Raw genomic sequence first — 16,935 nt, 5'->3', positions numbered from 1 at the left:
GACCCGCCCGAACGTGTCGTAGATTACTGGCGAGTAGAACCCACTGGAAGGGCACAGATGCGAGAGTTCGAAGTTCCGGCTTCCTACACCATCCCGGACGATGCGAACAATGCCGACAACGTCTTCCGCTTCGCGCAGGAGACGCCGAACACGGTCTTGTTCAACGTCCCGAACGGCAGCGGCGGCTGGAATGACGTCACGGCAGCACAGTTCGAGAAGGCCGTCCTCGGCGTGGCCAAGGGCCTGATCGCCGCCGGCATCGAGCTGGGCGACCGCGTCGCGATCATGGCAGCCACCCGCTACGAGTGGACGCTGCTGGACTTCGCGATCTGGGCCGCCGGCGGCGTGACCGTCGCGATCTACGACAGCTCGGCCGCCGAGCAGGCCAAGTGGATCCTGCAGGATTCCGAGACCAAGCTGCTGGTCGTCGAGAACGACAAGCACCGCGCCACGATCGACGAGATCGAAGCCGGTTCGCTGCCCGCGCTGGCCGAGACCCTGCAGATCGACAAGGGCGCGATCGATACCCTCGTCGAGCGTGGTGCCGGGCTCGACGACGCCGCCGTGCACGAGCGTCGCAAGCAGGTCGGCGCGGCCTCGCCCGCGACCCTGATCTACACCTCGGGCACCACCGGCCGCCCCAAGGGCGTTCAGCTGACCCACGCGAACCTGTGGGCGGAATCGCGTTCGGGTGGCATCGAGCTCAGCGCGTTCGTCTCCGAGGGCCAGAAGACCCTGCTGTTCCTGCCGCTGGCGCACGTGTTCGCCCGCGCTGTCGCGCTGATCGCCTTCGATTCCAAGGTGACCATCCGCCACAGCTCGGACTGGACCACCCTGGTCGAGCAGTTCGGCGACTTCAAGCCCGACTTCATCCTCTCGGTGCCGCGCGTGTTCGAGAAGGTGTTCAACTCCGCCAAGCAGAAGGCGCACGACGGCGGCAAGGGCAAGATCTTCGACGCCGCCGCGGAGACCGCCATCGCCTACAGCACGGCGCTCGAGACCAAGGGCGGCCCCGACCTGCTGCTCAAGGTCAAGCACTTCGTGTTCGACAAGCTGGTCTACAGCAAGCTGCGCGCGGCCCTCGGCGGCCAGTGCCTGGCCGCTGTCTCCGGTGGCGGCCCGCTGGGCGCGCGTCTGGGCCACTTCTTCCGCGGTGCAGGCGTGACGATCTACGAGGGCTACGGCCTGACCGAGACCACCGCCGCGTTCACCGTGAACACGCCCGCGTTCATCCGCGTCGGCTCGGTGGGTCGCCCGATCCAGGGCCACGCGGCCAAGATCGCCGAGGACGGCGAGCTGCTGCTCAAGGGCTCGGTCGTGTTCGACGGTTACTGGGGCAACGCCGAGGCCACCGAGGAGGCGTTCGAGGACGGCTGGTTCAAGACCGGCGACCTGGGCGCCATCGACGCCGACGGTTTCGTCACCATCACCGGCCGCAAGAAGGAAATCCTGGTCACCGCGGGCGGCAAGAACGTCTCCCCCGCGATCCTCGAGGACTCGCTGCGCGCGCACCCGCTGATCAGCCAGGTCATGGTCGTCGGTGACGGCCAGCCCTTCATCGGCGCGCTGATCACTCTCGACCCGGAAGCCCTGCCGGGCTGGAAGGATCGCAACGGCGTCGCCGCCGACACCGCGATCGAGACCCTGATCGAGAACCCGGCGCTGGTCGCCGAGGTGCAGGCCGCGATCGACGAGACCAACAAGAAGGTCTCCAAGGCCGAGGCGATCAAGAAGATCCGTATCCTCCCGGTCGACTGGACCCAGGAGGGCGGCGAGCTCACCCCGAAGATGTCGCTCAAGCGCGCCGTCGTCATGAAGCAGTACGCGGGCGAAGTAGACAAGATCTACTCCTGATCCCACACAGCCGAGAGGCCGGTTGCGTTCGCGCAACCGGCCTTTCGGCTGTTCAGAACCGTTGCGCCGCGAATTGTGCCGCGGTGATGGTCATTCCGTTGATGCTGTACAGGGTGTGCGAGACGTTGGGCTGGGCGAGCGGGGAACCGTCGCAGATGTTGTCCGAGGGGACACACAGCTCGATGGTCTTGTCCTTGTAGAGCGCGCCGACCGAGACCGCCGGTGCGTCCGCGTCGGCCATGAACCGATCCGACGGTTTGCCGAACAGCGCGACCGCCGCGACGTGCTCTGCCACCTCGGGCGCCATCGGCTGCGGCAGATACATCTCGTACTCCGGCAGCACACCCTCTGGCACACCGACACCGGTCGCGAAACCGGCCAGCGCCGCGCCTTGGGAATATCCGCCGAGGACGATGCGGGCGCTCGGGCAGTTCGCCGCGAGGTATTCGACCCGTCGCTGAGCATCACCGATGCCCTGCACGACGGTGCGGGCGAAGGCCAGCCGGTCGGTGAAGTCGCTGCTGGCTGGGTAGTCGACGCCGTACGAGCCGACCGAGCGTCCGCCCGCGTTCGCGCGCAGCGCTTCGACGAAGGAAATACCGGTCAGACCGAGTTCGCCACCCTGCTCGGCGGTCCCGCGAGCGAACACCACCTCCACATCGGAACAGGGCTCGGCGGTAGCGGGATGGGTGGGCGATACCAGGGGAATCGCGGCTGCCAAGAAGACTGCAGACACGAATCGCGAGAAGGAACGTGCTGTCATGCCGCGCAGACTACCGACCGCGACTGTTCACCATCGCCTCGACTCGGCCGGATTCGCCGCCGGGTGAGCGACGGCCCCGGCGTTCAGGCCACACTCACCGCCCTGGACCGCAGCATCCGCAGACCCGCGATGCCGATCGCCAGATCGGCCGCGATCTCGAACAGTGCGGCGAACCAGGAGAATCCGGTGACGCCGGAGGCGGCAGGCGCGTTGATGAAGCTGTCGCTGAGCGGACCGAACCAGTCCGGAAGCAGGTGCACGATCGTGAAACCGATCGCGCTCGCGAAGCCGATGAACACCGCGGCGCGGGGGGCCGCCGGGTGCCTGCGGAACACGAGGAACACCGTGAACAGGGCGAAGAGGATTTGCAGGGTGCCGAGGGCGTTCACCAGCGATGAGGTGGCGCCCATGCCCCGGCGTAAGTGGTCGGCGCCGTGGACCAGGAGGGCGACGGCGAAGACCGCCGTCGTGGCGCGCAGTGTCGAGTCCGGTGCTGTCTCGGTCATCATGTCTCCTGCCGAGCGGGATCGTTTCTACTACGCAGTGTAGTTTTGATGGCCGATCCGCGGGAGGTGTTCGGCCGTCACAAATCGGTCACCGGGGCGATCCGGGCGCGACGTACGCTCTGTGCATGGCGTTCTTGCGGGCGATAGCCGGGATCGTGGCCGCTGCACTGGTACTCGGTGTGGCGGAGTTGGTCGCGGTGTTCACCGGGTCCGGGAGCGCACCCGCCTACGCACTCGGCGCGACGGTGGTCGACCACACCCCCGACGGGGTCAGGGAATGGGCGATCTCGACCTTCGGAACCAGCGACAAGGCCGTGCTGTTCGTATGCATGGGCATTGTCGCGGTGGTGGTCGCGGGGATCGCCGGATATTTCGAGCGAGCGGCTCGACCGATCGGATCGGTACTGTTCGCGATCTTCGGCGTGGTCGCCGCTGTCGTCGGCGCCGGGAGAGTCGGCGGGTTCGCCGGTGCGCTGCCCGCGCTGATCGGTACCGCCGCTGGAATTCTCGCGTTGCGAGGACTGACCCGGCGGATCGATGACGCATCCGATTCGCGGCGACCGGCGACGGAACCCGCTGCGCCACAACTCGGTGAGGCCACCGCGGCGCCGGAGGTAGGCGGCGAGGACAGCCCGGTCCGCACCGGCGCGTCGATCGCAGGAGCCGGGCGGCGGCGCGTGCTCGGTAGCATCGCGGCGACCGGGGTACTCGCCCTCGGAGCCGGCCTGGCGGGCCGGCTGCTCGGCGGCGCGCGCCATGATGTGACGGCCGAGCGCGAGACCGTCGAATTGCCCAGGGCGACAGCACCGTTGCCGGATCTCCCGCCGGATGCCGATCTCCGGGTACCCGGACTCACCTCGTACATCACCCCGAACAGCGACTTCTACCGGATCGACACCGCGCTGATCGTTCCCCAGGTGTCCACAGACTCCTGGTCCCTGCGCATCCACGGGATGGTCGACCAGGAAATCACTCTCACCTGGGACGACCTGCTTCGCCGCACTCCGGTGGAGCGCCTGGTCACCCTGGCATGTGTCTCCAACCCGATCAACGGCGACCTGATCGGCAACGCCCGCTGGCTCGGCTATCGCCTCGACGAACTCCTCGCCGAGGCACGACCGCACCCCGACGCCGACATGGTGCTGTCGCACAGCGAAGACGGCTGGACCGCGGGTTCACCCCTCTCGGTCCTCACGGACGGCCGCGACGCCCTCCTCGCCATCGGCATGAACGGCGAACCCCTCCCGGTCCGGCACGGCTACCCCGCTCGCCTGGTCGTCCCCGGCCTCTACGGGTACGTCTCCGCCACCAAATGGGTCACCGAACTCGAGGTCACCCGCTTCGACAGGGCCACCGCCTACTGGACCCGGCGCGGCTGGTCGGCGCAGGGCCCGATCAAAACCGGCACCCGCATCGACACCCCACGCGGGCGCGGGCGAATCCCGCAGGGCCGCACCGTGATCGCCGGTGTGGCCTGGGCCCAGCATCGCGGCGTCACCGGCGTCGAGGTGCAGGTCGACAACGGCGACTGGCGCCCCGCCCGCCTGTCCACCGAGGTCACCGTCGACACCTGGCGTCAGTGGACCTACGACTGGGAAGCCACCCCCGGCCAGCACACCCTGCGCGCCCGCACCACCGACACCACCGGTCAGCCACAGACCGCCGTCGAACAAGACGTCGTCCCCGACGGCGCCACCGGCTACCCCACCCTCACCATCCAGGTGAACTGAAACCTGCCCGCCACGTTCGCACGTGACGGGCAGGCGACTCGGCACTCGCGATCAGGCCGAAGCGTCGGCCTTCTCCCGCGTGGGAGCGTTTCCGGCGGACTTGCCGTGGCCGACGAACAGGGCCGAGGCGACGATGCCGATCACCAGGATGGCGGCGGGCAGGATCATCGACTGGGCCAGCGCGGTGCTGAATTCGTCGATGATCTGCGGCGGGAGTGGGCCGGTGGCCGCGCCCTCGCCGACCGGGCCGCCACCGCCGAGGCCGTTGGCGGTCAGACGGGCGGCGATCAGGGCGCTGATCGCGGCACTACCGAGAACCGAGCCGACCTGACGGGTGGTGTTGTACACACCGGCGCCCGCACCGGCCTGGGCGACCGGCAGATTGTGGGTGGCGGTCGAGGCGAGCGGTGCCCAGATGCAGGCGTTGGCCAGGCCCGCGACGGCGGCGGCGACGAGGAACCAGATGATCGACGAATCCGGGCTCATGAGCGCGCCGAACGACGCCACCGAACCGGCGAACAGCACGAATCCGATCGTCGGCAGCAGCCGCGGCGGCAGCTTGTCCGACACCTTGCCGATGAACGGCGCGGTGAAACCGGTGAGGATCGCCATCGGCGCGAAGACCAGCGCCGACATGGTCGGCGTCATCTCGCGCACCGCCTGCAGGTAGAAGTACGAGGGCACCATCATCGAGGTGATCGCGGCGCCCATCGCGGCGATCGCCAGGTTCGACAGCGCGAAATTGCGGTCCCGGAACAGGCTCAGCGGCACCAGCGGTTCGCCCTTGTTGCGCGCCTGGTTGATCACGAACACCACCAGCATCACCACGCCGAAGCCGATCAGCAGCCAGATCCGCAACGACCAGTCCTGCGCATTGCCCTCCTGGATACCGAAAACCAGGGCGAGCATGCCGACACCGCTGAGAATCACACCGACGATGTCGAACTTGTGGTCGCTGGTCGGCAGCGCGGGCACCAGCCACACAGCCAGGCCGAACGCGATGATGCCGACCGGCACGTTGACGAAGAAGATCCATTCCCAGCCGAGGTTGTCGACCAGCACGCCGCCGAGGATGGGTCCGATCAGCGTCGCCAGCCCGGCGACGCCACCCCACAGGCCCATCGCGGCGCCGCGCTTGTCCGGGGCGAAGGTGCGGGTGATCACGGCCATCGTCTGCGGGGTCATCAGCGCGGCGCCGATACCCTGGGCGGCGCGGGCGGCGATCAGCATGCCGATGCTGCCGGACAGGCCGCACCAGAGCGAGGCGGCGGTGAAGATCGCGAGGCCGATCAGGTAGATGTTCTTCGGCCCGAACTTGTCGCCGAGCCGACCGGTGACCAGCAGCGGCACCGCGTAGGTGAGCAGGTAGGCGCTGGTGACCCAGATGACGTTGGAGATGTCGGTGCTGAGGTCGGTCATGATGGCCGGATTGGCGACCGCGACGATCGTCATGTCCAGCAGGATCATGAAGAACCCGACCACCAGCGCGAAGAGCGCTAGCCACGGATTACGTTGGGTGGTCATCGAATTCGTTCCAATCGAGGAGAAGGATTCAGCTTCGGGCGGCCCAGCGGGGCCGGGGCGCGGCGTCGGGGTGATCCCCGGTCGGCCATTCGTGGACGTGATCGTCGGTGATCCGTTCGCCGGTGTCGGGGTCGTACTGCTCCCACGGCACGGCACCGCTGCCGAGTTCGGCGGCGAAGCGTTCGATCCACGTGAGTTCGGCGTGGATGGTGGCGCGAATGTATTCCAGGACAACGAAATACCGGCGCGGGATGGCTCGGCTGCGCGCCCAGTCGAGCAGCACGTCCGTGTCGGCCCGCGACTGAGTCAGGTACTCCACGCGCTCGTCGAGCAATGCGATGACCTGTTCTTGCGGAAGGGTGTGCGCTTCGGCCAACGCCACCCGGAAGATCGGATATTCCTGCACGGGTGTCCGCAGCAGCTCGGCGATCCGTCCCCGCAGGGCGGTCCGCCCGGAATCGGTGATCCGATAGGTGGTTCGCTCGGGCCTGTTCCCGGCCCGGCCGATCCCCTCCGCCGCCACCATCTCGTCGTCGGCCAGCCGGGCCACCACGTGATACAGCGACCCGGGCCGCACCTTGACCAGCAGGTCCTCCCGCCGAGCGATCAGCAGTTGATACATCTCGTACGGATGCATGGGGCGCTCGTCGAGCAACGCGAGCACCGCGATCGCCAACGGCGTCATCACATTCCGCCCGGGCTTCCCCACCCCGCCACCTCCACTCAGCTCTATGTTCCACCACCAAATATTCCAGTAGGAATATACGGAGCGGAACAAAGCTTGGCAAGGGCGCCCCCCCCCCCCCCGACGACGTCACACCGAACACCGCTGCCGGCCACCATCCGGGTTCGCGGCCGCGAGTCCGTGCGCGGCGATACCACGGCGAGTACCGTGCGAGGCGAATCATGGAGGGGAGCAAGACAATGCAGCATCATCCTGGGAATTTCCGCGCCGTACGGGGGGTGGGTTCGGCCTTTGCGGTGATCGCGGTGATCGCGGTCGTCATCCAGTGGGCTGCCGTGGTTCTGCGGTGGATCGGCTACCGAACAGTCGCGGCACGCTATGAGGGCGAGATCAGTAGCTCCGACTACAAGTGGGCGCGCGACACCCTGTTCCCGATCGAGGTCGGCCTGTGGCTGATGTCGTTTCTGGCGATGCTGGTCGCCTGGATCATCGTGACCGTGTGGTTGTCACGGGCGCGTGCCAACGCCGACACGTTCACCGACGCCACGCACCGCCTCTCGCCGCCGTGGGCGTTCTGGGGTTGGGTGGTTCCGGTCGTTTCGCTGTGGTTCCCCGCCGTGTTCGTCGACGATCTCGACAAGGTTTCCGCACCGCGACGCCGCAGCAGGGGATTGATCGCGAGTTGGTGGATCACCTGGGTTCTCGCCTGGATCACCTTTTGGGCAGGCATCGTCTCGCTGCGTATGCCCGATGACCACGACACCATCCAGACCATGCGCGACCACGAAGTCGACGGCCTGTTGATCTTCAGCGCGAGCCGGTCGGCTTCGGCGCTGTTGTTCACAGCCGCCGCGGGGTGCCTGATCGTGGGCATCGTGCGAATCGGCCGGGCCCAAGCCGGGTGGTCCGACGCTGCTTCCTGACCGCCCGTTCTGTGCGACCGTGCGCTACAGGCCGTGGGCGTCCAGCCAGGATCTGGCCGCGTCGGCGGGGCTGGTGCCGGATTCGATCTGGTTGATCGACTCGGTCAGATCCTCGGTGGTCAGCTCGCCCGCAACGTAGTTGAGCTTCTTCAGCTGTCGGCGGTCGAAGATGCCGCTGCGGTAGAGGGCGACGATGCTCTGGGAGCGGGCGGCGCCCTCGGGCGCTCCGCCCGGCGCGCGCAGGCGCAGGTCTGTGCCGTCCGCGGCGTCGGAGACCGAAATGCCCTGGGGCAGAGCCGAGTTGACCGCGGCGACCACCTCGTCGGGCGTGCGGGCGGGCGAGGCGGGGTTCCAGCGGTCCACGAGGGCGCCGTTGCGGGCGGGGAGGACCGCGATGCGGCCCGCGTCGAGATCGGCGAGGGGGGTGGCCGATCCGGTCGAGACGGTGGAGTCGGCGCCCGCGCGGTCCAGTGCTTGGGAATAGATCTCGGCGAGCAGAACCGATTCCGTCGTCGAATTCCCACCCACGACGACCACCGGGGCGGCGTCGTCGGAGGCGCAGGAAAGAGTGGTGAAAGCGCAGGCTGCGGCCAGGATCGCGGCGGCGGTTCGACGCACGGCGACCGAGTACATGCGGCGACACCAACTTTCCGTATTTGCCGTCAACCCGCGCAATTCGGCCCGACGGCGGGCAGTATGAACTACCAGAATGTACCTGTGGCCCCCGGGTCGCACGCACAGCGCACTGCCCGCCTTTGCCGGAAGGACACCAGTGAAAACCGACTTCGCCTCCTCATCGCCAGGACAACGTCGACCGGCACGCCGCCTCGTGATGCGGGCGGGCCGGGTACTGGTTGCCGCGGTGGCGCTGGCCGCCGCCATGATCGCCTCCGCCTGCGGCAACAACGATCCCCTTGCCGCCAAGGGTGATTGCACCAGCGACGCGCTGATCATCGGGTCGGCCAACTTCCCCGAGTCCGAGACCGTCGCCAACATCTACACCGAGGTGCTGCGGATCAACGGCTTCAAGGTCGACACCAAGTTCGACATCGGCTCGCGCGAGGCCTACATCCCCGCACTGCGCCAGTGCGCGATCTCGCTCATCCCCGAGTACACCGGCAACCTGCTGCAATACCTCGACAAAGACGCCACGGCCACCGCCGCGCCCGAGGTGAACGCCGCGCTCACCACAGCACTCGGCGACGACCTCGCCATCGCGACCCCCGCCCCCGGCGAGGACTCGGACGCGGTGGTCGTCACCCGCGCCACGGCCGACAAGTGGAACTTGAAGTCCATCGCCGACCTCGCGCCGCATTCGGCCGAGGTGAAGTTCGGCGGGATGGCCGAATTCGCCCAGCGCCCGGGCGGACTGCCGGGCTTGAAGAAGAACTACGGCCTCGATATCACCGACGCTAATTTCGTGCCGATCGCCGACGGCGGCGGCCCCGCGACCGTGCGCGCACTGGTCGACGGCCAGGTCACCGCGGCCGACATCTTCACCACGTCGCCGGCGATCGCGCAGAACGACCTGGTCGTGCTGGCCGATCCGAAGCACAATTTCGCCGCGCAGAACGTGGTCCCGCTGTTCAACGCCGCGAAGAAGTCCGACAAGGCCGTCGCCGTGCTCGACGCGGTCTCGGCCAAGCTCACCACCACCGAACTGATCTCGCTGAACACGGCCGTCTCCGGCGACAGCAAGATCGAACCGAAGGCCGCCGCGCTCGCCTGGATCACCGCCCAGGGGCTGAACTCCCCCATCGGCTAGGCGAACCCGCGCCTCGAGGAGAATCGCATTGTCCGACATCGAATTCCGCGGTATCGACAAGACCTATCCGAACGGCACACACGCGGTCCGCGATCTGAACCTGCACATCGACTCGGGATCGTTCACCGTGTTCGTCGGTCCGTCCGGCTGCGGCAAGACCACCTCGATGCGCATGATCAATCGAATGGTCGACCCCAGCGCGGGCACCATCACCGTCGACGGACGCGACATCGCGACGGTCGATCCGGTGAAACTGCGCCTCGGTGTCGGCTATGTGATCCAGAGCGGCGGGCTGCTGCCCAACCGCCGGGTGATCGACAATGTGGCGACCGTGCCGATGCTGCTCGGACAGTCACGCAAGGCCGCCCGCGCGGCCGCACTGGAGGTGATGGACCGGGTCGGGCTGGATCGTGATCTGGCGCAGCGGTATCCGGCGCAACTGTCCGGCGGCCAGCAGCAGCGGGTCGGGGTGGCGCGAGCGCTGGCCGCCGACCCGCCGGTGCTGTTGATGGACGAGCCGTTCAGCGCGGTCGACCCGGTGGTGCGCGCGGAACTGCAATCGGAGATGCGGCGGCTGCAGTCCGAATTGCACAAGACGATCGTGTTCGTCACCCACGACATCGACGAGGCGATCACGCTCGGCGACAAGATCGCGGTGTTCGGGCTCGGCGGGGTGCTCCAGCAGTACGACACGCCGGAACATGTCTTGGCCCAGCCCGCCACGGATTTCGTCGCCGGGTTCGTCGGCAGGGACCGCGGGTATCGCGGACTGTCGTTCCGTAGCGCCGAAGCTGTTGCGCTGGCGCCGATTCGGATGATCGAGCCGGACGCCATCGCCGGATTGCGGCTCACCCAGGGCGAATGGGCACTCGTCGTCGACAAGCTCGGCAAGCCGGGCGGCTGGATCGACGTCACCGGCGTCGAGCGGGTGCGGGCCGGAAAACCGCTGGACTCCAGTGTTTCCGCGGGCGGCTCGCTGTTCACCCCGACCGGCGACCTCCGCCAAGCCCTGGACGCGGCGATCTCCTCGCCCTCGGGAATCGGCGTCGCCGTCGACGAGGCGGGCGCCGTGCGCGGCGGGCTACTCGCCACCGAGGTGCTGACCCAACTCGCCGAACAGCGAGTAGCCGAAGACTCCCGACGCAATCAGGAGTTCTTCACCCAGGGCACCTCGTGAGATACCTGATCGACAACTTCGCCGACATCATGGCGATCACCCGCACCCACCTGGTGCTGGCACTTGTCCCCTTACTGCTCGGCCTGGTGATCGCGGTCCCGGTCGGCGCACTGGTGCACGGAAACCGCTGGGCCCGGCGGATCACCACCACGACGTCGAGCCTGGCCTACACCATCCCGTCGCTCGCGCTGTTCGTGATCATTCCGCCACTGGTCGGCATCTCGATGATCGACCCGCTCAATGTGATCATCGCGCTCACCGTGTATTCGACCGCGCTGCTGCTGATCGCGGTGCCGATGGCACTGGATACGGTGCCCGACAGCGTGATCGATGCCGCCGACGCGATCGGGTTCGGCCGGATGCGGCGCACCGTCACCGTCGACATGCCGTTGGCGCTACCGGTTTTCACCGCTTCGCTGCGCGTCGTGGTGGTCACCAATATCGCCATGGTGTCGGTCGGCGCGCTGATCGGAGTCGGCGGGCTCGGGAAGCTGTTCACCCAGGGCTACCAGCGCGATTACCCCGACCAGATCGTCGCGGGCATCATCGTGACCCTGGTGCTCGCGCTGATCTTCGATCGGCTGGTGTTCCTGCTCGGCACCCTCGCAACCCCGTGGACCAGGGCAGACGCGCGCGTGAGCGGGGCCCGCTCGTGAACCTCTTCGTCGAAGCCTGGAACTATCTGAGCGACAGCGCGAACTGGGGCGGACCCACCGGCATCGAACATCGCCTGCTGCAACACCTGTGGTACAGCTTCCTCGCGGTGGCGCTGTCGGCGGTGATCGCGGTGCCGCTCGGGTCGATCATCGGGCACACGCGCCGCGGCAGTGCCGTGATGGTCGGCTTCGCCAATGCCATGCGGGCGCTGCCGACACTGGGTCTGCTCACCTTCCTGGTGCTCGGACTCGGGCTCGGGCTGATCCCGCCGCTGCTGGCGCTGATCACCGTCGGCATCCCACCGCTGCTGGCGGGGGCCTACGCGGGAATCGCGAATGTGCCCGCCGATGTGGTCGACGCCTCGCGGGCGATGGGGATGACCGAACGCCAGATCCTGTTCCGGGTCGAGGTGCCCAACGCGATGCCGGTGCTGCTCGGCGGGTTGCGCGGCGCCACGCTGCAAGTCGTCGCCACCGCGACCATCGCGGCCTATGTCAACCTGGGCGGGCTCGGCCGCTACATCTTCGACGGCATCGGGCTCTACCGATACGACCTCGTCTTGGTCGGCGCGCTGCTGGTCGCGGTGCTGGCGCTGGTGCTCGACGGGCTGCTCGCGGTGGCGGTGTGGGCGAGCACCCCCGGCACCGGCAGGCTCACCCGCGCGGGGACCGACCCCCGGATCTCAGTCGTCGCCGAGTAGCGCCCGCAGGTGCGGGTCGTCGGCCAGCACCTGCTGCATCCTGGCACGTTCCCGGGCACGCTGAGCGTTGGCGTGAATCCACTCCTGCGCCGCCTGCACCATCGCCACATTCACCGAAACGCCCGCGGCCGCCGCGGCCTCCGCGAGCTGTTCGGCGACGTCATCGGGAAGCTGCACGGTGATGGTGGTCATCGTTCGATGATCCCAGATGACACGACAGCGCCCCCGTTCCGTGGGAACGGGGGCGCTGTCCGGGAGAAACTAGGCGACGCCCTCGGCGCGCGCCGCTTCGGCGACGGCCTCGGCCACTGCCGGAGCCACGCGCGGGTCGAGCGGGCTCGGGATGATCTTGTCCACGGCCAGCTCGTCGGCGACGACGCCGAAGATGGCGTTCGCGGCGGCGACCTTCATGCCCTCGGTGATCCGGCGGGCACCGGCGTCGAGCGCACCCTTGAACACGCCGGGGAAGGCGAGCACATTGTTGATCTGGTTCGGGAAGTCGCTGCGGCCCGTCGCCACGATCGCCACGTACTTGGCGGCCACGTCGGGGTGGATCTCCGGGTCCGGGTTGGACATGGCGAACACGATCGCCTCGGGCGCCATCGAGGCGATGAGCTCCTCGGGGATCGTGCCCGCGGACAAACCGAGGAACACATCGGCGCCGGCGAGCGCCTCGGCCGGACCACCGGTCAGGCCACGCGGGTTGGAGCGGGCGGCCAGGTCGGCCTTCACACCGTTGAGGCCGTCGCGACCGGCGCTGACGATGCCCTTCGAGTCGAGCACGACCACATCGGGAACGCCGGCGGCGATCAGGATGTTCGCGCACGCCACACCGGCCGCGCCGGCGCCGGAGACGACAACCTTCAGCCCGGACATGTCACGGCCCTGCACCGCGGCCGCGCCCTTGAGGGCGGCCAGCACCACGATGGCGGTGCCGTGCTGGTCGTCGTGCATGACCGGGCAGTCCAGCGCCTCGATCACGCGACGCTCGATCTCGAAGCAGCGCGGGGCGGAGATGTCTTCCAGGTTCACCGCACCGAAGCTCGGACGCAGGTGGATCAGCGTCTGGACGATCTCGTCGGGATCGGTGGTGTCGAGCACCAGCGGGATCGAGTTCAGGCCGGCGAACTTCTTGAACAGCGCGGCCTTGCCCTCCATCACGGGCAGCGAGGCGCGCGGGCCGATGTCGCCGAGGCCGAGCACGGCGGTGCCGTCGCTGACCACGACCACGAGCCGGTCGGTCCAGGTGTAGGTCTTGGTGAGCGCGGCGTCCTCGGCGATCGCCCGGCTGACCTGGGCGACACCGGGGGTGTAGGCGATGGACAGGTCGCGCTGGGTCTCGAGGGGGGCGCTGAGCTCGACAGACAGCTTTCCACCGAGGTGACCCGCGAAGATCTCCTCCTGGGTGATCGCAGCGAGGCTCGCTGCGTCATCGGCCTTGGGCGCCGCGGTGGCATTCGGTGCGTCAGTCACAGGTGACACGATTTCACTCCTGCTCGAGTCGGGCTCAACCGGGGGACGGTTACCACCGGGTATATCGGAACTACGAATTTCTGGGACGCCGGATCGCTACGACACTGATGCGCTACGACGCTCATCGGGTGCGCGTCCGCACGCGTTTCACGGTGGCAACCGGTACACGTGGCGCGGCACTGATCCGCCGAGCGGAACCGGACGGGTGTGTCCGGGCGAGCAAAACGGGTCGACCAACGCTGCGACGGTGCGTCGCACGGCGGAAGGTCACCGATGTTTCCCCGAACCCGGCGGTGGCAAGGGAAGGGAATCCGCAACATTCTGCCAGCACGATGCGTCGATTGCCAAACCGCGTCATGTGTCGAGCGTAGCCGTGTCGAATTGCCGTGGCGTAAGCGAAAACTCGCAGCGCAGCGGGAACATCCGGTGAACTTTCACACCGTGGCGGGGGTGGCCGCGGTGAGCTCGCCACCGAGTGGCTCCGGCCATTCCTCCCGGCGCACCCAGACGTCGTCGAGCCCGCCGCAGCGCAGTCGGACCAGCCAGTCCGAGTGCGCGGCGGGGTGGTCGATGCGGCGGTGGATACCGCGGCTCTCGGTGCGCACGAGCGCGCTGTAGCCCGCCCACCGGGCGACGGCGAGCAGCGCAGCCGCCTGGCGAGCCCGCAGCTGCCCCACCCCGAGGCCACCCAGGTCGAACTGGGCGCCGGGCCACATCGCGTCCAGTTCGGCGATGCTGTCGCCGAGGCTGCCCGCGCTGCGCCGGTAGCTGCGGCGCAGCGGCAGCGTGTGTTCCTGCACCAGGCCGATCACCGACCGCGGGTCGATGTGGGCGTGCGGCCCGAGGCCCGCGCCCGGCACCGGACTCGCACTGCTCGCCCTTTCGTTGGCGACCGCGAACGCCGCGGCACCCTGCCCCGCCCAGGTGCCCGAGGCCAGCGCCCAGGCCCCGTTGAGGCCGCCGCGGGCGCCGGCCGCTCCGGTGACGATCTGCCGGCCGGTCACATCGCCGGCACCGAACAGGCCGCGGATCGTCGTCGAGCAATCGGTATCGGCGAGGGCCAGCCCGCCCGCACCACGGATCGTTCCCGCCAGTACCGCCCGCACGGGCACCCGGCCCGCGGCGTCGACCGCGCCGTGCCTGCTCAGCCAGTGCCGGACGGTGTCGGGCACCTCGCTCAGCGCCGCGAAGACCCGCCGGCCGTCCGCGATGGCGGTGAGCGCCGCCGGGTACCGGTCGGGCAGTTCGGCGCCCGCTTCGTCGTAGAGGGCCGCGAAATGCACCGACAGCCCGGGCGCGACCGCCGGATGCGGATGGACTCGCGACAGCACCGGCGCCAGTCCGTAGGCACTGGAGAATTCCATCCCGCACAGTTCGGCGCCTGCCTCGGCCGCCATCAGCAGGCCCTCGCCGGTACTCACCTCGGTGCCCGCACCGCCGGACAGGAACGCGCAACCACCGGTGGCGACCACGACCGCGCCTGCCCGGATGACCCACGGCCGAAACTTGTTGTGGCGCTGGACCCCCGCCGCACCGACCACGGTGCCCGCCGGGTCGACCAGCAATTGCAGCGCCGGATGATGATCGAGGATGCGCACGCCCGCCTCCAGCGCGCCGCGCCGAAGCCGGCGCAGGTAGCTCGCGCCGTCGAAGTGCGCGTGGGCCGGGTCGCCGCTCGGATCGGGCACGCGATGGCGGGTGCCCGACCAGGTCTGCAATCGCCGGTGGGTCTCGTCGACCACGCGGTGCAGCCAGGCCCGATCCCCGAGCCCGCCGCCGGAGACGAACATCTCCTCGACCGCCTCCGCGCGGCCCGGACCGGGCGGAATATCCCAGAGCACGGTCGTGCCGTACACGGTGGGACCGCTGGAACCGCAGCGACTCTTGTCGACCAGCACCACCCGCGCGCCCGTCGCCGCGGCCGAGACAGCAGCCCAGAGCCCGGCGGGTCCACCGCCGAGGATCAAGACATCCGTTTCGATGCTGGTCACAAAGAGAAATATTCGGGCACAGTTCACCCGTCCGCAACCATTACGCGGCCGTCAACCCCACCATTGTGTCCAAAGCAATACACCGGCCGTGACCAAGACCGCCGCGGACCCGAACAGCGTGGCCACACCGCGGCGCCGATCGGCGAAGACCTGCGCGACGACCACCACGACCGCCGCCACGAAATGCCACGCCAGCGATTCCGCGCCCGGCCCGGGAAAGTCGCGGCGCGAGCCGATCACCGCCGCGCCGACGACCACGCACAAGAGCACGAGTACCCCACCCGCGACAACGCCGCTGACCGCACGCAACAGCGTCACGGGGCGATCACCGGCGTCCCGCTCGCCTTGTCGATGAGTGCTTCGTACTGATCGGGATCGGTGCCACACGCGCCGATCTCGATGGTCTTGTTGCTGCCGTGATAGTCCGACGAGCCGGTGCGCACCAGGCCCAGTTCTCGCGAAAGACCGGTCAGCACAAGACGATCGGCTTCGCTGTGATCAGGGTGGTCGATCTCGAGCCCACCGAGGCCGAGCCCGGCCAGCTCCCTGATGTCGTCGAGCGCCAGCAGCCTGCCCCGCTTGCGTGCGCGAGCATGGGCGATCACGCTGACTCCGCCCGCGGCCGCGATCAGCCGCACGGCCCTCGGCAGCGGGGTGTCGGCCTTCTCGGCGTAGTACGGCCCGTGCGGCGCGAGCAGATCGACGAACGCGGCATTCACGCTCTCGACCACGCCCGCCGCGACCAGTGCCTGCGCCAGATGCGGCCTGCCCACCGCCGGACCCGCGGTCGCCATCACATCGACGGGATCGATCGGTAGTCCGTCGGCCGCCATCTTCTCGGCCATCGCCCGCACTCTGGCCACCCGCTCACCGCGCAACCGCTCGCGCTCCTCGGCGAAACCGCGGTCGGTGGGGTCGAACAGATACGCCAGCAGGTGCACCGGCACGGGGTAGCCGTCCTCCCCCATGCCCGTGCACGACATCTCCATGCCGCGCACCAGGGTGAGTCCCGAGGGGCGGGCAGCCTCGGCCTCCGCCCAGCCACCGGTGGTGTCGTGGTCGGTGATCGCGACGACGTCGAGGCCGGCCGCCGCGGCATGCCGCACCAGTTCGGCGGGGGTGTCGGTGCCGTCGGAGGCGGTGGAATGGGTATGCAGGTCGATGCGCACACCTCAGTCTTACAGTGC

Annotated in this window: 17 protein-coding genes; 7 read left to right on the top strand and 10 right to left on the bottom strand. The window is 68.6% G+C overall.

The window, feature by feature from the left end; all coding sequences use genetic code 11:
* Positions 1-57 precede the first annotated feature (57 nt).
* Complete coding sequence (locus ACFQ9R_RS24000; RefSeq protein ID WP_378993418.1) at positions 58-1,854, top strand: AMP-dependent synthetase/ligase; 1,797 nt, start codon at positions 58-60, stop codon at positions 1,852-1,854.
* Between the two features lie 52 nt (positions 1,855-1,906).
* On the opposite strand, the gene ACFQ9R_RS23995 is transcribed toward ACFQ9R_RS24000, so the two are convergent.
* Positions 1,907-2,617: a cutinase family protein gene (locus tag ACFQ9R_RS23995; protein ID WP_378993416.1), complete on the bottom strand. Its 711-nt coding sequence runs from the start codon at positions 2,615-2,617 to the stop codon at positions 1,907-1,909.
* Between the two features lie 83 nt (positions 2,618-2,700).
* The gene (locus ACFQ9R_RS23990; RefSeq protein WP_378993414.1) at positions 2,701-3,123 is read right to left on the bottom strand and encodes a hypothetical protein; all 423 of its coding nucleotides are present in this window, start codon (positions 3,121-3,123) and stop codon (positions 2,701-2,703) included.
* A gap of 125 nt (positions 3,124-3,248) precedes the next feature.
* On the opposite strand from ACFQ9R_RS23990, the gene ACFQ9R_RS23985 reads away from it, so the two are divergent.
* Positions 3,249-4,853, top strand: a complete 1,605-nt coding sequence (locus ACFQ9R_RS23985; protein WP_378993412.1) for a molybdopterin-dependent oxidoreductase — start codon at positions 3,249-3,251, stop codon at positions 4,851-4,853.
* Positions 4,854-4,904: 51 nt separating this feature from the next.
* On the opposite strand, the gene ACFQ9R_RS23980 is transcribed toward ACFQ9R_RS23985, so the two are convergent.
* Complete coding sequence (locus ACFQ9R_RS23980) at positions 4,905-6,377, bottom strand: DHA2 family efflux MFS transporter permease subunit (protein WP_378993410.1); 1,473 nt, start codon at positions 6,375-6,377, stop codon at positions 4,905-4,907.
* Positions 6,378-6,405: 28 nt separating this feature from the next.
* Positions 6,406-7,086, bottom strand: coding sequence for a PadR family transcriptional regulator (locus ACFQ9R_RS23975; RefSeq protein ID WP_378993408.1), 681 nt, complete (start codon positions 7,084-7,086; stop codon positions 6,406-6,408).
* 215 nt (positions 7,087-7,301) lie between these two features.
* On the opposite strand from ACFQ9R_RS23975, the gene ACFQ9R_RS23970 reads away from it, so the two are divergent.
* Positions 7,302-7,985, top strand: coding sequence for a DUF4328 domain-containing protein (locus ACFQ9R_RS23970; protein WP_378993406.1), 684 nt, complete (start codon positions 7,302-7,304; stop codon positions 7,983-7,985).
* Positions 7,986-8,009: 24 nt separating this feature from the next.
* On the opposite strand, the gene ACFQ9R_RS23965 is transcribed toward ACFQ9R_RS23970, so the two are convergent.
* The gene (locus ACFQ9R_RS23965; RefSeq protein WP_378993404.1) at positions 8,010-8,618 is read right to left on the bottom strand and encodes a hypothetical protein; all 609 of its coding nucleotides are present in this window, start codon (positions 8,616-8,618) and stop codon (positions 8,010-8,012) included.
* 199 nt (positions 8,619-8,817) lie between these two features.
* Here ACFQ9R_RS23965 and ACFQ9R_RS23960 point away from each other — a divergent pair, with 199 nt between their 5' ends.
* From ACFQ9R_RS23960 to ACFQ9R_RS23945, 4 genes are read left to right on the top strand one after another with little or no spacing between them, the layout of a single operon-like run.
* Positions 8,818-9,750, top strand: coding sequence for an ABC transporter substrate-binding protein (locus ACFQ9R_RS23960; RefSeq protein WP_378638448.1), 933 nt, complete (start codon positions 8,818-8,820; stop codon positions 9,748-9,750).
* 28 nt (positions 9,751-9,778) lie between these two features.
* A complete protein-coding gene (locus ACFQ9R_RS23955; protein ID WP_378993402.1) occupies positions 9,779-10,927 on the top strand; it encodes an ABC transporter ATP-binding protein in 1,149 nt (382 codons plus the stop codon).
* A complete protein-coding gene (locus ACFQ9R_RS23950; RefSeq protein ID WP_378993400.1) occupies positions 10,924-11,583 on the top strand; it encodes an ABC transporter permease in 660 nt (219 codons plus the stop codon). Before ACFQ9R_RS23955 ends, ACFQ9R_RS23950 begins: the two co-directional genes overlap by 4 nt.
* Positions 11,580-12,284 (top strand): ABC transporter permease, encoded by a 705-nt coding sequence (locus ACFQ9R_RS23945; protein WP_378993398.1) that lies wholly within the window; start codon positions 11,580-11,582, stop codon positions 12,282-12,284. The genes ACFQ9R_RS23950 and ACFQ9R_RS23945 overlap by 4 nt, the downstream gene beginning before the upstream one ends.
* Here the strand turns inward: ACFQ9R_RS23945 and ACFQ9R_RS23940 are convergent.
* From ACFQ9R_RS23940 to ACFQ9R_RS23920, 5 genes are all read right to left on the bottom strand, one after another.
* The gene (locus ACFQ9R_RS23940) at positions 12,267-12,476 is read right to left on the bottom strand and encodes a ribbon-helix-helix protein, CopG family (protein ID WP_378993396.1); all 210 of its coding nucleotides are present in this window, start codon (positions 12,474-12,476) and stop codon (positions 12,267-12,269) included. The genes ACFQ9R_RS23945 and ACFQ9R_RS23940 overlap by 18 nt on opposite strands.
* Before the next feature lie 69 nt (positions 12,477-12,545).
* Positions 12,546-13,766: an NADP-dependent malic enzyme gene (locus ACFQ9R_RS23935; RefSeq protein WP_378993394.1), complete on the bottom strand. Its 1,221-nt coding sequence runs from the start codon at positions 13,764-13,766 to the stop codon at positions 12,546-12,548.
* A gap of 425 nt (positions 13,767-14,191) precedes the next feature.
* The gene (locus ACFQ9R_RS23930; protein WP_378993392.1) at positions 14,192-15,748 is read right to left on the bottom strand and encodes an FAD-binding protein; all 1,557 of its coding nucleotides are present in this window, start codon (positions 15,746-15,748) and stop codon (positions 14,192-14,194) included.
* Positions 15,749-15,799: 51 nt separating this feature from the next.
* Positions 15,800-16,066: a hypothetical protein gene (locus ACFQ9R_RS23925; RefSeq protein WP_378993391.1), complete on the bottom strand. Its 267-nt coding sequence runs from the start codon at positions 16,064-16,066 to the stop codon at positions 15,800-15,802.
* On the bottom strand, positions 16,063-16,917 hold the full coding sequence (locus tag ACFQ9R_RS23920; protein ID WP_378638284.1) for a PHP domain-containing protein: 855 nt from the start codon (positions 16,915-16,917) through the stop codon (positions 16,063-16,065). The genes ACFQ9R_RS23925 and ACFQ9R_RS23920 overlap by 4 nt, the downstream gene beginning before the upstream one ends.
* Positions 16,918-16,935 lie beyond the last annotated feature (18 nt).

The sequence above is a fragment of the Nocardia sp. NPDC056541 genome (assembly GCF_042794235.1).
GTDB lineage: Bacteria > Actinomycetota > Actinomycetes > Mycobacteriales > Mycobacteriaceae > Nocardia.
Note: the sequence above shows the minus strand (reverse complement) of the source record. Positions and strands in the feature narration are given on the sequence as shown.

Excerpts from the sequence above, each read along its gene's own strand:
- ACFQ9R_RS24000 (WP_378993418.1), top strand. The coding sequence starts at position 58 with ATGCGAGAGTTCGAAGTTCCGGCTTCCTACACCATCCCGGACGATGCG.
- ACFQ9R_RS23960 (WP_378638448.1), top strand. The coding sequence starts at position 8,818 with ATGCGGGCGGGCCGGGTACTGGTTGCCGCGGTGGCGCTGGCCGCCGCC.
- ACFQ9R_RS23990 (WP_378993414.1), bottom strand. The coding sequence starts at position 3,123 with ATGACCGAGACAGCACCGGACTCGACACTGCGCGCCACGACGGCGGTC.
- ACFQ9R_RS23970 (WP_378993406.1), top strand. The coding sequence starts at position 7,302 with ATGCAGCATCATCCTGGGAATTTCCGCGCCGTACGGGGGGTGGGTTCG.
- ACFQ9R_RS23985 (WP_378993412.1), top strand. The coding sequence starts at position 3,249 with ATGGCGTTCTTGCGGGCGATAGCCGGGATCGTGGCCGCTGCACTGGTA.
- ACFQ9R_RS23980 (WP_378993410.1), bottom strand. The coding sequence starts at position 6,377 with ATGACCACCCAACGTAATCCGTGGCTAGCGCTCTTCGCGCTGGTGGTC.
- ACFQ9R_RS23940 (WP_378993396.1), bottom strand. The coding sequence starts at position 12,476 with ATGACCACCATCACCGTGCAGCTTCCCGATGACGTCGCCGAACAGCTC.
- ACFQ9R_RS23995 (WP_378993416.1), bottom strand. The coding sequence starts at position 2,617 with ATGACAGCACGTTCCTTCTCGCGATTCGTGTCTGCAGTCTTCTTGGCA.
- ACFQ9R_RS23965 (WP_378993404.1), bottom strand. The coding sequence starts at position 8,618 with ATGTACTCGGTCGCCGTGCGTCGAACCGCCGCCGCGATCCTGGCCGCA.